The sequence below is a fragment of the Deltaproteobacteria bacterium genome, from assembly GCA_026712905.1.
Lineage (GTDB): Bacteria > Desulfobacterota > Binatia > UBA9968 > JAJDTQ01 > JAJDTQ01.
Map to the genome: position 1 here is coordinate 13,961 of JAPOPM010000172.1, position 17,185 is coordinate 31,145.

At 66.1% G+C, this 17,185-nt stretch carries 14 protein-coding genes and 2 tRNA genes; all 16 read left to right on the forward strand.

The features are described 5' to 3' along the window. The first annotated feature begins 40 nt into the window (after window positions 1-40). Window positions 41-3,511, forward strand: coding sequence for a DNA polymerase III subunit alpha (gene dnaE / locus OXF11_14355; protein ID MCY4488279.1), 3,471 nt, complete (start codon window positions 41-43; stop codon window positions 3,509-3,511). A gap of 256 nt (window positions 3,512-3,767) precedes the next feature. After that, window positions 3,768-5,063 carry a GTPase HflX gene (gene hflX / locus OXF11_14360; protein ID MCY4488280.1) on the forward strand — a complete coding sequence of 432 codons (1,296 nt, stop codon included), beginning with the start codon at window positions 3,768-3,770 and terminating at the stop codon, window positions 5,061-5,063. A 52-nt stretch (window positions 5,064-5,115) separates the two neighbouring features. Next, window positions 5,116-5,190 (forward strand) — tRNA-Val (locus OXF11_14365). A gap of 245 nt (window positions 5,191-5,435) precedes the next feature. Continuing rightward, on the forward strand, window positions 5,436-7,349 hold the full coding sequence (gene thrS / locus OXF11_14370; protein MCY4488281.1) for a threonine--tRNA ligase: 1,914 nt from the start codon (window positions 5,436-5,438) through the stop codon (window positions 7,347-7,349). A 28-nt stretch (window positions 7,350-7,377) separates the two neighbouring features. Beyond that, window positions 7,378-7,893 (forward strand): translation initiation factor IF-3, encoded by a 516-nt coding sequence (gene infC / locus OXF11_14375; GenBank protein ID MCY4488282.1) that lies wholly within the window; start codon window positions 7,378-7,380, stop codon window positions 7,891-7,893. Between the two features lie 32 nt (window positions 7,894-7,925). Then, window positions 7,926-8,123: a 50S ribosomal protein L35 gene (gene rpmI, locus OXF11_14380; GenBank protein ID MCY4488283.1), complete on the forward strand. Its 198-nt coding sequence runs from the start codon at window positions 7,926-7,928 to the stop codon at window positions 8,121-8,123. A gap of 129 nt (window positions 8,124-8,252) precedes the next feature. Beyond that, complete coding sequence (gene rplT / locus OXF11_14385; protein MCY4488284.1) at window positions 8,253-8,660, forward strand: 50S ribosomal protein L20; 408 nt, start codon at window positions 8,253-8,255, stop codon at window positions 8,658-8,660. Window positions 8,661-8,675: 15 nt separating this feature from the next. Continuing rightward, window positions 8,676-9,707 (forward strand): phenylalanine--tRNA ligase subunit alpha, encoded by a 1,032-nt coding sequence (gene pheS / locus OXF11_14390; GenBank protein ID MCY4488285.1) that lies wholly within the window; start codon window positions 8,676-8,678, stop codon window positions 9,705-9,707. 41 nt (window positions 9,708-9,748) lie between these two features. Continuing rightward, complete coding sequence (pheT, locus tag OXF11_14395; protein MCY4488286.1) at window positions 9,749-12,157, forward strand: phenylalanine--tRNA ligase subunit beta; 2,409 nt, start codon at window positions 9,749-9,751, stop codon at window positions 12,155-12,157. A gap of 36 nt (window positions 12,158-12,193) precedes the next feature. Next, on the forward strand, window positions 12,194-12,511 hold the full coding sequence (locus tag OXF11_14400; GenBank protein MCY4488287.1) for an integration host factor subunit alpha: 318 nt from the start codon (window positions 12,194-12,196) through the stop codon (window positions 12,509-12,511). Window positions 12,512-12,525: 14 nt separating this feature from the next. Continuing rightward, window positions 12,526-12,864 carry a MerR family transcriptional regulator gene (locus tag OXF11_14405; GenBank protein MCY4488288.1) on the forward strand — a complete coding sequence of 113 codons (339 nt, stop codon included), beginning with the start codon at window positions 12,526-12,528 and terminating at the stop codon, window positions 12,862-12,864. 105 nt (window positions 12,865-12,969) lie between these two features. Continuing rightward, window positions 12,970-13,046 (forward strand) — tRNA-Pro (locus OXF11_14410). Between the two features lie 56 nt (window positions 13,047-13,102). Next, complete coding sequence (locus tag OXF11_14415) at window positions 13,103-13,774, forward strand: protein-L-isoaspartate(D-aspartate) O-methyltransferase (GenBank protein MCY4488289.1); 672 nt, start codon at window positions 13,103-13,105, stop codon at window positions 13,772-13,774. Window positions 13,775-13,807: 33 nt separating this feature from the next. Further along, complete coding sequence (locus tag OXF11_14420; protein MCY4488290.1) at window positions 13,808-14,752, forward strand: M23 family metallopeptidase; 945 nt, start codon at window positions 13,808-13,810, stop codon at window positions 14,750-14,752. 19 nt (window positions 14,753-14,771) lie between these two features. Beyond that, window positions 14,772-15,317 (forward strand): adenine phosphoribosyltransferase, encoded by a 546-nt coding sequence (locus tag OXF11_14425; protein MCY4488291.1) that lies wholly within the window; start codon window positions 14,772-14,774, stop codon window positions 15,315-15,317. Window positions 15,318-15,673: 356 nt separating this feature from the next. Then, window positions 15,674-17,185, forward strand: a 1,512-nt coding sequence (gene thiC / locus OXF11_14430) for a phosphomethylpyrimidine synthase ThiC (GenBank protein MCY4488292.1), incomplete at its 3' end; no start/stop codon positions are given.

Consider the following 17,185-nt stretch of genomic DNA (forward strand, 5'->3'; position numbering starts at 1 on the left):
ACCCACGGCGTGAACCTTGGACTTCCGAGGACGTAGTTTCATGAGCCAGCACAGCTTCGTACACCTTCATTGCCACACCCAGTACAGCCTGCTCGACGGCGCCAACAAGATCGACCCGCTGATCGAGCGGGCCAAGAGCATGGGGCAGCCGGCCATCGCCATGACCGATCACGGCAACATGTTCGGCGCCGTGGAGTTCTACCGCAAGGCGGTGGACGCGGGCATCAGGCCGATCCTCGGCTGCGAGGTCTACGTGGCGCCGGGGAGCCGCTACGAGCGCCAGGGAGTGGACCGGGGCAACAGGGAGCACAACCACCACCTGATCCTGCTGGCCATGAACAACGACGGCTACCGCAACCTTTGCAAACTGGTCACGCAAGGCTTCACCGAGGGCTTCTACTACAAGCCGCGCGTCGACAAGGAGCTCCTGCGGGAATTCAACGCCGGCATCATCGCCCTGAGCGGCTGCCTGAGCGGCGAGATGGCCAAGGCCATCACGCTGGGTTCCATGGAGCAGGCCAGGAAAGTGGCCGAGGCCTACCGTACCATCTTCGACGACCGCTACTACCTGGAGGCACAGGACAACAAGCTGCCGCTCCAGGAGAAGGTCAACGCCGGCATCGTCGAGCTGGGCAAGGACCTCTCCCTGCCCATCGTCGCCACCAACGACTGCCACTACCTCGACCCCGAGGACGCGCACGCGCACGACATCCTGCTGTGCATCCAGACCGGCAAGGGGCACAACGACCCCAACCGGATGAAGATGGATACCGAGGAGCTGTTCCTCAAGTCCACCGACCAGATGCTGGAGGGGTTCGCGCACCTGCCGGACGCGGTGGACCAGAGCGTCGCCATCGCGGAACGCTGCGAGGTGGAGATCGAGTTCGGCAAGTACCACTTTCCCAACTACGAGGCGCCCGGCGCCGAGAGCCTCGACGACTACCTCGACGCGCGCGCCCGCCAGGGGCTCGACGAGCGCCTCAAGGGCGCCGGCGACGTGGACCGCGACGCCTACCGGGAGCGGCTCGAATTCGAGCTGGGCGTCATCAAGAGCATGCAGTTCCCGGGCTACTTCCTGATCGTGGCGGACTTCATCAACCACGCCAAGGACGAGGGCATCCCGGTGGGGCCGGGCCGCGGCTCGGCGGCCGGGAGCCTGGTGGCCTACGCCCTGCGCATCACCGACCTCGACCCGATCCGCCACAACCTGCTGTTCGAGCGCTTCCTCAATCCGGAGCGGCGTTCCATGCCGGACATCGACGTGGACTTCTGCATCCGTGGCCGGGACCGGGTCATCCAGTACGTCAAGGACAAGTACGGCGCCGACAAGGTGGCGCAGATCACCACCTTCGGGACCCTCAAGGCCAAGGCCGCCATCCGCGACGTGGGCCGCGCCGTGGGCCTGTCGTTCGCCGAGACCGACGCCATCGCCAAGCTCGTGCCCGCGTCCCGGCAGGGCTTCGACTGCTCGCTCACCGATGCCCTCAAGCAGGAGCCGCGGCTCAACCAACTGGCGGACGAAGACCCCCGGGTGGCCGGCCTCCTCAACCACGCCCTGCGCCTGGAGGGCCTCACCCGGCACTCTTCCACCCACGCCGCCGGCGTGGTCATCTCCAACCGGCCCCTGGTGGACTACCTGCCCCTCTACATGGACCGGGACGGGGGCATCGTCACCCAGTACGACATGTCGAGCGTGGAGAAGATCGGCCTGGTCAAGTTCGACTTCCTGGGGCTCAAGACCCTGACCCTCATCCACGACTGCCTGGACCTGGTGCGGCAGAGCCGCGGCACCGCGCCCGACATCGACACCGTGTCCCTGGACGACCCGGAAGCCTATCGCCTGCTCGGCAGCGGCAACACCACCGGCATCTTCCAGTTGGAAAGCACGGGCATCCGCGAGATGACCGTGCGCATCAAGCCCAATTGCTTCGAGGACCTCGTGGCCATCCTCGCCCTCTACCGCCCGGGACCGCTCGACAGCGGCATGGCGGAGGAGTTCATCAAGCGCAAGAGCGGCAAGGAGAAGGTTTCCTACCTGCACCCGGCACTGGCACCCATCCTGAAGGATACGTACGGAGTGATCGTGTACCAGGAGCAGGTCATGCAGATCGCCCAGACCATGGCCCGCTACAGCCTGGGAGAAGCCGACATCCTGCGCCGCGCCATGGGCAAGAAGGACCCCGTGGAGATGGCCAGCCAGCGGGAGCGGTTCATGGGCGGGGCGCGGGAGAACGGCATCCGCGAAGAGCACGCCACCGCAATCTTCGACCAGATGGAGACCTTCGCCCGTTACGGCTTCAACCGGTCCCACTCCGCCGCGTACGCGCTGGTCTCCTACCACACGGCCTGGCTCAAGACCCACTACCCGGTGGAGTTCATGGCGGCGCTGATGAGCTCCGAGATGGGCGACACCGACAAGGTCATCAAGAACCTGGCCGAGTGCCGTGAGCAAGGGGTCGAGGTGCTGCCACCGGACGTCAACGAGGGCGGGGCGCGTTTCACCGTGGTGGGCGAGCGCATCCGCTTCGGCCTCTCGGCGGTCAAGAACGTCGGCGAAAAGGCCGTCGAAGGCATCCGGGAGACCCGCGAGCATACCGGACCGTTCGAGTCGCTGTTCGACTTCTGCCGGCGCGTGGACTTGAAAGTGGTCAATCGCCGCGTGGTGGAGAGCCTCGTCAAGTGCGGCGCCTTCGACTCCACCGGCGTCTACCGCGCGCGCCTCATGACCGCGCTGGACGATGCGCTGAAGACCGGCCAGTCGTCCCAGCGAGACCGGGACAGCTCGCAGTTCGGCATGTTCGACCTGCTCGAGGCCCCGGCCAAGGACCCCATGGACGCTTACGAGTCGGTGGAGGAATGGAGCGGCGGACAGCTCCTGGCCTTCGAGAAGGAAACCCTGGGCTTCTACATCACCGGGCATCCGCTGGACCGCTTCGAGGAGTCGCTGAAACGGCTTCAGGTGTTGCCGGCCAACCGGGTGCGGGGCCACGCCAACGGTGAGGTCACCATGGTGGGGGTGGTGACCGCCCTCAAGCTCAAGAACACGAAGAAGGGCGATCGCTACGCCAACTTCAACCTGGAGGACAAGACCGGGTTCGTGGATACCATCGCGTGGCCGGACACGTACCGGCTGGCGGCCGAAACCATCGGCCGCGACGATCCGGTGCGCATCAACGGCCGGCTCGATGTCGGCGAGGAACGGGTCACGCTCATCGCCAACGACATCCTCTCGCTGGAAGAGGCGTGCGCCCAGGCCATTCCGGCGCCGTCACGGGCCATGCCGCGCGAGGTGCACTTCCTTCTGGAGGAGGTAAGCCGCCAGGAACTGCACGCGTTCCACGACCTCATCATCCGGGAGCAGGGTCCGGCTTCGGTCTACCTCCACGTGACCAACGCGGCGCGCGAGACCAAGGTCATCGGCCCCGCCGACTTCCGCATCAACCCATCGAAAACGCTGTTGGATACCGTATACCGGAAGTTCGGCGCCCGCATCCGGGCCAGGACCGGGTGACCGATGTCACGCGGACCGGAAACCAAGCTGTATCAGTTCGTCCGACGGGAACCCCCCGGACGTCATTCCCGCGGAAGCGGGAATCCAGGGGCGGTGGTGAGGCACTACAGCGGCGTTTCCCCGCCTCGCCACCCCTGGATTCCCGCTTTCGCGGGAATGACGTCTCGTAGGGCGGTGCCGGTTCGGGGCCAAGCGGAGTTTTGACACACCCGCGGGAATGACGTTCCGGAGCGGGAATGACGGAGGCAGCGCGGGGATGATCGAGGGAGTCAACGGGCAATGCGGCCCTTCGGGCGGCGAGACCGAGCGCGCGGTGCTGGTGGGCGTGGAGACGCCGGCCTCGGCCACGGACGTCGCACTCGAGGACAGCCTCGAAGAGCTGCACAGCCTGGCCGCCAGCGCGGGCGCCCGCGTCATCGAGGTGTTCAGTCAGCATTCGGGACGCGTACGCAGCGCCACCCTGGTGGGCTCGGGCAAGGTGGAAGAAATCCGGGCGTTCGTGGAGGAGCACCACGCCGACCTCGTCATCGTCGACAACGACCTTTCCCCGGCGCAGCAGCGCAACCTGGAAACGGCCCTGAACCTCCGGGTCGTGGATCGCACCCAGCTCATCCTGGACATCTTCGCGCTGCGCGCCCAGAGCCGCGAGGGCAAGCTGCAAGTGGAGCTGGCGCAGCTCGAGTACCTGCTGCCCCGGCTCACCCGCCTGTGGTCCCACCTGTCCCGGCTCGGGGGCGGCATCGGCACGCGCGGACCGGGCGAGACCCAGCTCGAGGTGGACCGCCGGCGCATCCGCGAACGCATCCGCCGGCTCAAGCGGCGGCTCGATGGCGTCGCCAACACCCGCGCGCTGCAGCGCAAGGAGCGCGAGGCCATCCCCTACCCCACGGTGGCGCTGGTGGGCTATACCAACTCCGGCAAGTCCACGCTGATGAACCACCTCACCCGCGCGGGCGTGCTGGCCGAGGACAAGCTCTTCGCCACTCTCGACCCGCGCACGCGCGCGCTGCGTCTGCCCAACGGCGAACGCGTCATGCTGGTGGACACGGTGGGCTTCATCAACAAGATTCCCCACGCGCTGGTGGACGCGTTCAAGGCGACGCTGGAAGAGGTCCACCAGGCGGACCTGCTGCTGTGCGTGCTGGATCCCACGAGCCCCCTCGCCGACCAGCAGCTCGCCATCGTCGACTCGGTGCTCGAGGACATCGGCGCGGCCGAGACCCCCCGGCTCATCGTGCCCAACAAGATAGACGTGGCCGAAAACGTGCCCGCCTACCCCGCCGGCGGCAACGAGGGCGTGTGTCCGATCTCCGCCCGCACCGGCGCCGGCATCGAGCACCTGCTGGACGCAATCGGCCGCGTGCTGGACCGGGACAAGCAGCGCATCCAGCTCACGCTGCCCCAGTCCGAGAGCGCCATCATTCCCTTCCTCCGGGCGCGCGGACGGATCCTCACGGAAGAATACGGCGAGCGCGACGTGCGCGTCACCGCGCTGGTGAGCGCCAAGGTGTCGGGACAGCTCAAGAAACTCGCCGCGGCTTGGCGGCATTGACAGAAACCCCATTATTTTGGTAATAAAAACAGACCTTTGCGGAGGTGCATCGAGGCACGTAGCTCAGTGGGAGAGCGCTTCCTTGACGCGGAAGAGGTCGGCGGTTCAATCCCGCCCGTGCCTACCATCCCATTCCTAGTGTCGTGTCCCGTAAATTCCTGGCATGAGTTGCGCAGGATTTTTCGTCGTCGGCAAGGCGCGATGACAAGCAGTGGCGGGCACCACGCGAGGAAGAGCAACGCAGCCGACGGCGAAAAAGACCAGCAAATTATGCCAGGTATTTACGGGACACGACACTAGGCCGTCCACTCCCTGCACCGGCTTTTACCAGCCGTTTTCCGCGAGCCAGACGACCGCGAACAGGCCACCGGCATGGAGAAGATTCAGATCAATGTACCGGGGGGTGAAACCCTCCAGGTGAGCGCGGGCACGCACGCCGGCGACGTCGGCGGCATGCCCTCGGACAGGCGCATCGTCGCGGCCAGCGTCGACGGCAGGGCCGTGGACCTCGCGCGGCCCCTGGCGCACAGTTGCGACGTCGAGTGGATCGCCCTCGACAGTCCCGAGGGTATCGACGTGCTGCGCCACTCCACGGCACATCTCATGGCCCAGGCGGTGCAGAGCCTGTTTCCCGGCACCCAGGTGACCATCGGCCCCACCACCCAGGACGGATTCTACTACGACTTCAAGCGCGACAAGCCGTTCACGCCCGAGGAGCTGGAGAAGATCGAGGAACGGATGCGCGAGCTGGCCGGGCAGGACCTGTCCATCGCGCGCGAGGAAGTGCCCCGGGACGAGGCCGTCGAGTTGTTCCGCCGCATGGGCGAGGACTACAAGGTCGAGATCATCTCGGACATCCCCGACGAAACCGTGTCGCTCTACCGCCAGGGCGACTGGGTCGACCTGTGCCGCGGCCCCCACTTGCCCCGCACCGGCTTCATCCAGGCCTTCAAGCTCACCTCGGTGGCCGGAGCCTACTGGCGCGGCGACGAGCGCAACGAGATGCTACAGCGCATCTACGGTACCTCGTTCCCCACCCGCAAGCAGTTGAAGGAGCACCTGGCGCTCCTGGAGGAGGCGCGCAAGCGCGACCACCGCAAGCTCGGCAAGGAGCTGGACCTCTTCAGCTTCCACCCGGCGGCGCCGGCGAGTCCGTTCTTTCACCCCAAGGGCGCCTTCGTCTACAACGCCCTGGTGGAGTACATGCGCGGCCTCTACCGGCGCTACGGCTACGAGGAGGTGATCACGCCGCAGATCTTCGACGCGGGCCTGTGGCACCGTTCCGGCCACTACGAGCACTACAAGGACAACATGTACTTCACCCACGTCGAAGAACGCGAATTCGGGGTGAAGCCCATGAACTGTCCGAGCCACACGTTCATCTACGCGTCGAAGAAGCGCTCGTATCGCGAACTGCCCATCCGGCTGGCGGACTTCGGGCGGCTGCACCGCTACGAGAAGTCGGGCGTGACCGCCGGGCTCACGCGAGTGCGCAGCTTCGCGCAGGACGACGCCCACATCTTCTGCGCTCCGGCACAGATCGAGGGAGAGATCGACTCGCTGCTTGACATGCTTCGCGAGGTATATCATAGGTTCAACTTCCAGGATCTGGAGATCTACCTCTCCACCAGGCCGGACCAGTATCTGGGCGCCCTGGAGACTTGGGACCGTGCCGAGGCGGCACTGGCCGCATCGCTGGAGAAGCGGAACGCAGCGTATGAGATCAACGCAGGTGACGGTGCCTTCTATGGCCCGAAGATCGACTTCGTCGTCAAAGACGCGATGAAGCGCGGCTGGCAGCTCGGCACGGTCCAACTCGACTTCTCCATGCCGGAACGGTTCGACCTCGGCTTCGTCTCGGCCTCCGGGACGGATGAACGGCCCGTGATGATCCACCGGGCCATTCTCGGCTCCATCGAACGTTTCATGGCCGTGTTGATCGAGCACACCGGGGGCGCGTTCCCTCTGTGGCTGGCACCGGAGCAAGCGCGCGTCGTCACGGTGACGGATCAGCAGTTGCCGTACGCCACCGACGTATGCGGCCGCTTGCGGGCCGAGGGTTGGCGCGTGGAACTGGATGAGCGCAACGAGAAGCTGGGGTTCAAGATCCGCGAGGCCCAGGTGGCCAAGATCCCCTACGCGCTGGTCATCGGCGACAAGGAAGTGCAGAACGGCACGCTGTCGGCGCGGAAACGGGGCGGCGAAAATCTTCCGCCCATGTCGGTGGACGCCTTTGCCGAGCGGCTCCGGGAAGACCTGAGCCGAGAGACGGAGGCGGTCCAATGAATTGGTGTCTGTATTCAGGAGGTGCTTTATAGCGCGGCCTACGAGAATCAACCAGCAGATCCGGGCACGCGAGGTTCGCGTCATCGACGACGAAAGCACACAGCTCGGGGTCATGCCGTTGCACGAAGCCTTGGGCATCGCGGAGCAACGGGAGCTGGACTTGGTGGAGGTGGCACCGGACGCACAGCCCCCGGTCTGCCGCCTGATGGACTACGGGAAGTACCGCTACCTGCAGAAGAAGAAGACGCAGGAAGCGAAACGCAACGCCACCTTTGTCGCCGTCAAGGAAGTCAAGATGGGAGCGCGAACGAACTCACACGACCTGGAGTTCAAGGTGCGCAACATCCGGCGCTTCCTGGAACGGGGACAACGGGTCAAGGTGTCGGTCTTCTTCCGTGGCCGCGAGATCACACATCCGGAGCTGGGCCGGGCGATGCTCAACGGAGTCTTCGACGAGGTCCAGGACATGGCCAAGCTGGACGTGTCGCCCAAGCTCGAAGGGCGCAGCATGGCCATGCTGTTGACGCCGAAGACGAGCGCATAAGACGAATATGGAATGGGACGAGGAAACCAGGGATGCCTAAGATAAAGACGAACAGGGGAGCCGCCAAGCGGTTCAAGGTCAGCAAGAGCGGCAAGATCATGCGGCGGCGTGGTTTCACGAGCCATATCCTGTCCACCAAGAGCCGCAAGCGGAAGCGCCGCCTGAGACAGGCCGCTTCGGTGTCGGGCTACGAGACCAAGAGCATGCGGCGCCTCATTCCGTATCTGTAGGAGCGACTCGCCGTCCGGGTACGGGCAGACACCGGAATCCACAGACAGACCATTTGTTGAGCCGAGGCGCACGCGGGCGGCGATTGCCCGCCGACGCCTCGGTTGACGTTCGTTCAAGGAGCACACGCGATGCCTAGAGTCAAAGGCGGACCGGCCTCACGCCGGCGCCGCAAGAAGATCATGAAGCTGGCGAAGGGGTACGTCGGCGGGCGCCGGCGGCTCTACCGCACCGCCAGGGAAACCGTCGAGCGCGGACTGGCCTACGCCTACCGGGACCGGCGGGTGCGCAAACGCGTGTTCCGGGGCCTGTGGAACATCCGCATCAGCGCCGGCGCGCGAGTCAACGGACTGTCCTACAGCCGCCTCATTCACGGCCTCAAGCTCGCCGGCGTGGCTCTGGACCGGAAGATCCTGGCGGATCTCGCGGCCACCGACGCGCACGTGTTCGACCAGCTCGCCCAGCGTGCCAGGCTTGCCCTCGACACCGATCGGGGGCATGCCCTCGACACCGACCCGGGGAGGGCTCCTGAAGCCTGACACCCGGTGCCGCCGATGATCGAGATCCTGGAAAGGCTCCACGAGGAAGTGACCGGTCGCGTGGCGAGTTGCGCGTCGGAACAGGACGTGGAGCAGATTCGCGTCGACTACCTCGGCCGCAAGGGCGGCAAGCTGACCGCGCTGCTGCGCGGGCTGCGGGAGCTTCCGGCCGAGGAACGGCCGAGCGCCGGCGCCGAACTGAACCGGCGCAGGGGAGAAGTCGAGACCCTGCTCGAAACGCGCCTTGCCGAGCTGCGGCGCCAGCGGGAGAGCACGCGCGAGGGAGGACCCCGGCTCGATGTGACCTTGCCCGGCAACCGCCTGGAGCGGGGCCGGATTCACCCCTTGACCCGGGTGACCGACGAGATCATCGACGTCTTCACCGGCATGGGGTTCGAGATCGCGCGGGGACCGGACGTGGAGGACGACTACCACAACTTCGAAGCCCTCAACATTCCCCGGGACCACCCGGCGCGGGACATGCAGGACACCTTCTTCGTGTCCGAGAACCACGTGCTCCGCACCCACACGTCGCCGGTGCAGATCCGGGTCATGGAGACGCGCCGTCCGCCGCTCCAGATCATCGCGCCCGGAGCCGTCTACCGCCACGACGACGACGCCACCCATTCGCCCGTGTTCCACCAGGTGGAGGGCTTCATGGTGGACCGAAACATCACCTTCGCGGACCTCAAGGGCGTGCTCACCCATTTCCTGGAAGAGATTTTCGAAGGGGACGTGCGCGTGCGCTTCCGTCCGAGCTTCTTTCCGTTCACCGAGCCCAGCGCCGAGGTCGACATCGGCTGCATCCTGTGCCGCGGCGCCCAGGACTCCTGTCGGGTCTGCCGCGGCTCGGGCTGGCTGGAGATCCTGGGGTCGGGCATGATCGACCCCAACGTCTTCGAGTTCGTCGGCTACGACACCGAGGCGTACTCGGGCTTTGCCTTCGGCATGGGAGTGGAGCGCATCGCCATGCTGAAGTACGGCATGGACGACATCCGCCTGTTCTTCCAGAACGACATTCGTTTTCTGAGACAGTTCCCCCTGTAGGAGCCCTCATCGGCCGCGCCGCGGCCCCTGGTTCCAAGATCATGAAGCTGACCTACAACTGGCTGATGGAGATGCTGGAGTTGCCCGCGGACGCGGGCGGCCTCGGACCTGACGAAGTCGCCGACCGTCTCACCCACGCGGGACTCGAGGTGGAGGCGGTGCGGCCGCTGGCGCCGGACGTCGGGGCGGTCATCGTCGAGGTGAAGCAGGTAGAGCCGCACCCCAACGCCGACCGGCTGTCTGTGTGCGCGGTCCACGACAACGGCACGCCGCTGCACGTCGTATGCGGCGCGCCCAACGTCCGCGCGGGCATGAAGACCGCGTTTCTGCGGGCGGGCTCGGTGCTGCCGTCGGGACAGGCCATCGAGCAGCGCGCCATCCGGGGCGTTCCTTCCCAGGGCATGCTCTGCTCCGAGCGGGAACTGGGATTTTCCGACGACCACCAGGGCATCATGGAACTGCCCGCGGACGCCCCCGAGGGCGAGCCCGTGCACGCGTACCTGGGCATGGACGACTGGATGCTGGAGGTGGGCGTGACGCCCAACCGCGGCGACTGCCTGAGCATCCTGGGAATGGCCCGGGAAATCGCCGCCCTCACCGGCGGCCGGGTCAAGGCCCCGGTCATTCCCGACCATCTGCGCCAACACCCGGCGGAGCTGCCGGTGGCGGTGGAGATCGTCGATGCCGACCTGTGTCCGCGCTATTCGGCGCGGCTCATCGAGGGCCTGCGGCCGGCGCCTTCGCCGCCGTGGCTGCGCTTCCGCCTCGAAGCCTGCGGCATCCGCTCCATCAACCACATCGTCGACGTCACCAACTACGTGATGCTGGAGACCGGCCAGCCGCTCCACGCCTTCGACGCCAGCCAGATTACCAGCCGACGGATCGTGGTGCGCACCGCCGGCGCGTCGCGCACCCTCACGACCCTGGACGGCTCGGAGCGCGCGCTCCATCCCGACGACCTGCTCATCTGCGACGGCGACACGCCCGCCGCCCTGGCCGGCGTCATGGGCGGGGCGGGCTCGGAGGTGACCGACGACACCGAGTCCGTGCTGCTGGAGAGCGCCCACTTCGATCCGCTGACCATCCGGCGCACGGCCAAACGCATGGGCATGCACACCGAGGCGTCCCATCGCTTCGAGCGCGGCGTGGATCCGCGAGGGACGCGCTACGCCATGGACCGGGCGGTGGCGCTGTGGGAAGCCCTGGGCGAGGCACGGGTGGTGCCGGGCTACGCCGACGCCTATCCGGGCGCGCGCACGCCGGCCGAGATCACACTGCGTTACGCCAGCGTCCAGCGCGCCCTGGGAGTGGAGCTGGCACCGGACCGCATCCGCGGGATCCTCGAATCTCTCGGTATCGAGGTCAAGGCCGCGACGGCCGCGGCCCTGGACGTGTCCGCGCCGTCATTTCGCTTCGACCTGACGCGCGAGGCCGATATCGTCGAGGAGCTGGCGCGGATCCACGGATACGACAACATTCCGGCGACGCTGCCGGCCGTGCGCATGGGCGCGGGGGCGGACGACCCGCTGCTGCGCTGGATGCGCAAGACGCGCACGCTGCTCACCGCCGAGGGACTGAGCGAGGTTGTGACCCTGCCCTTCTGCACGCCGCGGATGAACGAAGCGTTCGGCGGCCTGTGGGACGGGGGCGGCAGGCCCGTGCGGGTCGCCAACCCCCTGCGCCACGAAACCGACGAGATGCGCCTCAGCCTGCTGCCGGGGCTGATCGAGAACCTGCACGCCCACGCCGAACGCAGGAGTCAGAGTTCCATGATCTTCGAGCTGAGCAAGGTGTTCTCGCTCGGGGACGACGGTGGCTACAACGAGCGGCTGAACGTGACCGGGCTCATCCGCGGGCACCGGCCGCGACGCGGACTCAATGCCGAAAGCCCGGAGTTCGTGTTCGCCGACGCGAAGGGGATCGTCGAGGATCTGATCGAGGCGAGCGGTTGCGCCGGCACCCGCTGGGAGTCCCGGGAGGCGCCCGCGAGCCTGCACCCCGAACGCTTCGCCACGGTCTTCGCGGAAGACGCCCGCGTGGGCCATGTCGGAGAGATAAGTCCGCGAGTTCGCGAAGAATTGGACCTGCCCCCCTGCTTCCTGTTCGAGCTTGACTTCGCCCCGATCGTTCACTATGCTCGACCGGATTTTCGTGTTCGGCCCATCCCTCGGTTCCCGTCGGTCGAGCGCGACCTCGCCATCGTCGTGGCGCGGGACTTTCCGAGTCAGACCGTGATCGATTGGGTCCATAAGCTGGATCAGCAGCTCATCGAACGAGTGGATGTCTTCGACGAATACACCGGCGCGCCCATCGCGGAAGACAGGAAGAGCCTGGCCTACAAGGTCTTCTACCGGTCCGCGGAGAAAACCCTTACGGACCAGGAGGTCAACGTCGTGCACGAGGACCTCACCCGCGGGCTGTGTTCCGAATTCGACGCCACGCTGCGCTGAACGCCTGACCGGCCCCGGGGCCGGCAGAGGATAGGGATGACCAAGGCGGACATCATCAACCGGATCTACGAGAGGGTGGGATTCTCCAAGAAGGAGGCCACCGACGTCGTCGAGGCCGCGTTCGAAATCATCAAGGCCCAGCTCGAGAAGGGTGACAAGGTCAAGATCTCCGGGTTCGGGAACTTCGTCATCCACGGCAAACAGCCGCGCAAGGGCCGCAACCCGCAGACCGGCGAGGAGATCACCATCGCCGGCCGCCGGGTGTTGACCTTCAAACCCAGCCAGACGCTGAAAAAGAACATGAACGCCGGTGCCCCCGAGGATACCGACCCCGACGCCCCCACCCATTCGTGATATAATCGGGTCCGATGGCCGTCGTGATTCCGGACAAGCACTACTTCAAGATCGGTGAGGTCAGCACTCTCCTGGACCTCAAGCCGTACGTGCTGCGCTATTGGGAAACCGAGTTCGATATCCTGAATCCCACCAAGGCCAAATCCCGTCACCGTCTGTACCGGCGCAAGGACGTCGAGTTGCTGCTGGAGATCAAGCGGCTCCTGCACGGCGAGGGCTACACCATCGAGGGCGCGCGCAAGAAGCTCAAGCACGAGGTCGACGACCACCGCACCAGGGTGAAGCCGGAACACCGGCAGCAGCTCGTCCAGATCAGGGACGAACTCGTTTCGCTCCGCGACATGATTTCCTGACGGCCGCCCCCCTTCCGCCGGCCTCTTTTCCGACGCGCGCTTCCCCTTCGGCCGCGCGCGAATTGACCCGTCGCCGCTTCAGTGTTAAGAAATTTGCAGCAATGTCGGGGCGTAGCGCAGCCTGGTAGCGCACACGCTTGGGGTGCGTGTGGTCGCTGGTTCAAATCCAGTCGCCCCGACCATTCTTACCGGGACCATGGCAACCGGTGCCGTCACGTCAGTTCAATCCATTGGCTCAATGGCCGTGAGTTCCAACAACCGTAGCGTCACAGCACTGGAGGGCGCCAGAGAGCGGATGGTACAGACCCAACTGCTCGATCGCGGCGTCAACGACCCGCGCGTGATCCACGCCATGCGCAAGGTGCCGCGCCACCTGTTCGTGGAGCCGGCGCTGGTGAACCGGGCGTACGACGACGACCCGCTGCCCATCGGCGCCAAGCAGACCATCTCCCAGCCCTATATCGTTGGTTACATGCTGCAGGCGCTCGCCCTCAAGGGCACCGAGCGTGTCCTGGAGATCGGCACGGGATCGGCGTACCAGACCGCCCTGCTGGCGGAGTTGTGTGCCAACGTGTTCTCCGTGGAGAAGCTCCGCAGGCTGGCGGTACAGGGCCGCGCCGTGCTCGACGAGCTGCGGTACTACAACGTGGCGATCCACGTGGGCGACGGCACGCTCGGATGGTCCGAGCACGCCCCCTACGACGCCATCGTGGTGGCGGCGGGCGCGCCCCGCGTGCCGGAGCCGCTGGCCCAGCAACTCGCGTCCGGCGGCCGGCTCATCATTCCCATCGGCGACCAGACATCCCAGGTGTTGAAGTTCGCGAGCCGTACGCCCAGCGGCATCGACGAGACGAGCCTCGGCGAGTGTCGCTTCGTCAAGCTTCTGGGGAAGTACGGCTGGCCGGGTTAGTGCTGCGTAGCTGAAGTTCGTGTACGAATGTTCGTGGACGACTCCGCTGGCTCATCCCATGTTCGCCCCCGGGGCGCTCTCTCGCTCCTTTTCCTATACGTCATCCTTGCGGCCGCGGGTTGCAACTATGTCGACGAACGGGTCGACAGCCGGCGCGCTGCTGCCAAACGCACCGGCGACGAACGCCGGCCGGGGCCCGCGCGCGCACGCGACGGCATCTCCCATTCCGTGAAGAAGGGCGAGAACCTCTTTCGCATCGGCAAGGCCTACGGCGTCGACCACAAGACACTGGCGCGCATCAACCACATCAGCGACGCGCGCGACATCAAGGTCGGGAGGCGGCTGTTCATACCCGGCGCCGACCGGTTGCTCCCGGTGGCGATCATCACGCCCATCAAGAAATTCGTCCCGGCCAAGACCAAGCCCGCCCGCGCCAAGGCGCCGGCGCCGAGGACGACCCCCCGTGCGGAGCCCGCGAGGCCGAGCACCGCGCGGGCGAAGACCGCTCCCGCAAAGGCCCCCGGCGCCAAGACGTCTCGGCCCAAGGCGCAAGCGCGCAAGTCCGCCCCCGCCAAGACCCGCGCCGCCCGCCCGCCGTCAAGGGGATCGCGGCACCTGTTCGCCTGGCCCCTCAAGGGCAGGATCACCGGCAAGTTCAATTCGCGTCCCGACAGCCTTAACGACGGCATCAACATCGCCGCGCCTCCGGGCACGCCGGTGCATGCCACGCTGGCGGGACAGGTGATCTACAGCGACCAGTTGCGCGGCTACGGCAACCTCATCATCCTGCGACACCGCGGTGGCTTCGCGTCGGTCTACGCCCACAACCGCAAGAACCTCGTGCGGCAAGGCCAAAAGGTCAACCGACGGCAGGTCATCGCCGAAGTAGGCGCCACCGGCCGGGCAGCCACACCGTATCTCCACTTCGAGATTCGCAGGCACAACGTCGCGCGGAACCCGCTTTCCTATTTGCCGTGACTGTGATAGCCAAACCCGCATGAACGCCCAGGACAACCACGGAATCGCCGAAATCCGCGCCGCGATTCGCGACATTCACGACTTCCCCAAGCCCGGCATCGTCTTCAAGGACATCACCCCGCTGCTGAGCGACGGCGCCCTGTTCCGCAAGACCATCGACCTGTTCGCGAAGCGCTACGAAGACGCGCCCGTGGACACGATCGTGGGCGTGGAGTCCCGCGGCTTCATCATCGGCGCGGCCCTGGCCTACCGGCTGGGCAAGGGACTGTGCGTCATCCGCAAGCCCGGCAAGCTCCCCTACGACACGTTGCAGACCACCTACGAGCTGGAATACGGCACCGACACCCTGGAGGTGCACAGCGACGCCCTGGCGCCCGGCACGCACGCGCTGCTGGTGGACGACCTCGTCGCCACCGGGGGCACCGCCGTGGCCGCCACCACCCTCGTCGAGCAACTCGGCGCCACGGTGTTCGAACACGCCTGCATCATCGAGCTCGGCTTCCTGAACCCGCGCGAAAAGCTCGACCAGGAGCTGTTCTCGCTCATCCGCTACGATTCGGAGTAGCGCGCGGGGGGTCGCCACCGGGGACCCCCACGCAACAGAACGCCATTCCAAGGAAGCGGCCGAGCCAAGACTCCAAAGCCGCTGATCGTCTTCCCGCGGAACAGACTGTGTCAAGACTCGTGAGGCAGGGACCCTCCGGATCCTCATTCCCGCGGAACAGGCTGTGTCAAAACTCATAAGGCAACTACGTAACGGATCGTCCTTCCCGCGGAAGCGGGAATCCAGGTGGAGCGGTTGCGGGGTTTCCTTGACGGGCAGAGTGGAGTTGGGATAGAAGTCAAAGGTTACAGCTTGGTATCGACCCGCATCGAGAGAATTGCGCGATAACGCCGCGAGCCCCGGAAGGGAGACCCGTCATGTCCAAGAAGAATGGAGCAGCCACTCAGGATACCGCGATCACCACGGATCCGTTTCCCGCCTCCCGGAAGGTCCATGTCTCCGGGACCCAGGGCGTCCAGGTCGCCATGCGCGAGATCAGCCATGGCGCCGCGGGTGCCAACGGCCATGGCGGCAACGGGCACGGCGCGGAACCGCGGCGCCTGCGGGTCTACGACACCTCCGGTCCCTACACCGATCCGACGGTGGAGATCGATGTGCGCGGCGGGCTCAAGCCGCTGCGGCTCGACTGGATCGCCGCCCGCGGCGACACGGTGGAAACCGAGTCGCACTACCGCCCCAACGGCAACGGCGCCGGCGACAACCGCTTCCCCGAAATGGCGAAACGGCCCGTGCTGCGGGCCAAGCCCGGCGGCAACGTGAGCCAGATGCATTACGCGCGCAAGGGCATGGTCACGCCGGAGATGGAATACATCGCCATCCGCGAGAACATCGGCCGCGAAGCCGCGCTCAACGGCGAAGGCGACAGCCACCATGCGGGCAACAATTTCGGCGCGTCGATCCCGTCGTTCGTCACTCCCGAGTTCGTGCGCGACGAAGTGGCCCGGGGACGCGCCATCATCCCGTGCAACGTCAACCATCCCGAAACCGAGCCGATGATCATCGGCCGGAACTTCCTGGTGAAGATCAACGCCAACATCGGCAACTCCGCGGTCACATCCTCCATCGAGGAAGAAGTGGAGAAGATGATCTGGGCCACGCGCTGGGGCGGGGACACGGTCATGGACCTGTCCACCGGCGACAACATCCACGAGACCCGCGAGTGGATCCTGCGGAACTCGCCGGTGCCCATCGGCACCGTGCCCATCTACCAGGCGCTGGAGAAGGTCAACGGCAAGGCCGAGGAGCTGACCTGGGAGATCTACCGGGATACGCTCATCGAGCAGGCCGAGCAGGGCGTCGACTACTTCACCATCCACGCCGGCGTGCTGCTGCGCTACGTGCCGCTGACGGCCAGGCGCAAGACCGGCATCGTCTCGCGCGGGGGCTCCATCCTCGCCAAGTGGTGCCTGTCGCACCATCAGGAGAACTTCCTGTACACCCGCTTCGCCGACATCTGCGAGATCATGAAGGCCTACGACGTGGCCTTCTCCCTGGGCGACGGACTGCGCCCGGGCAGCATCGCCGACGCCAACGACGAGGCCCAGATGGGCGAGCTGGCCACCCTGGGCGAGCTCACCAGCATCGCCTGGGAGCATGACGTCCAAGTGATGATCGAGGGGCCGGGCCACGTGCCCATGCACCTGATCCAGGAGAACATGACCAAGCAGCTCGAGCTGTGCCACGAGGCGCCCTTCTACACCCTCGGCCCCCTGACCACCGACATCGCACCCGGCTACGACCACATCACCAGCGCCATCGGCGCCGCCATGATCGGCTGGTACGGCACCGCCATGCTTTGCTACGTGACCCCCAAGGAGCACTTGGGCCTGCCCAACAAGAAGGACGTCAAGGACGGCGTCATCACCTAC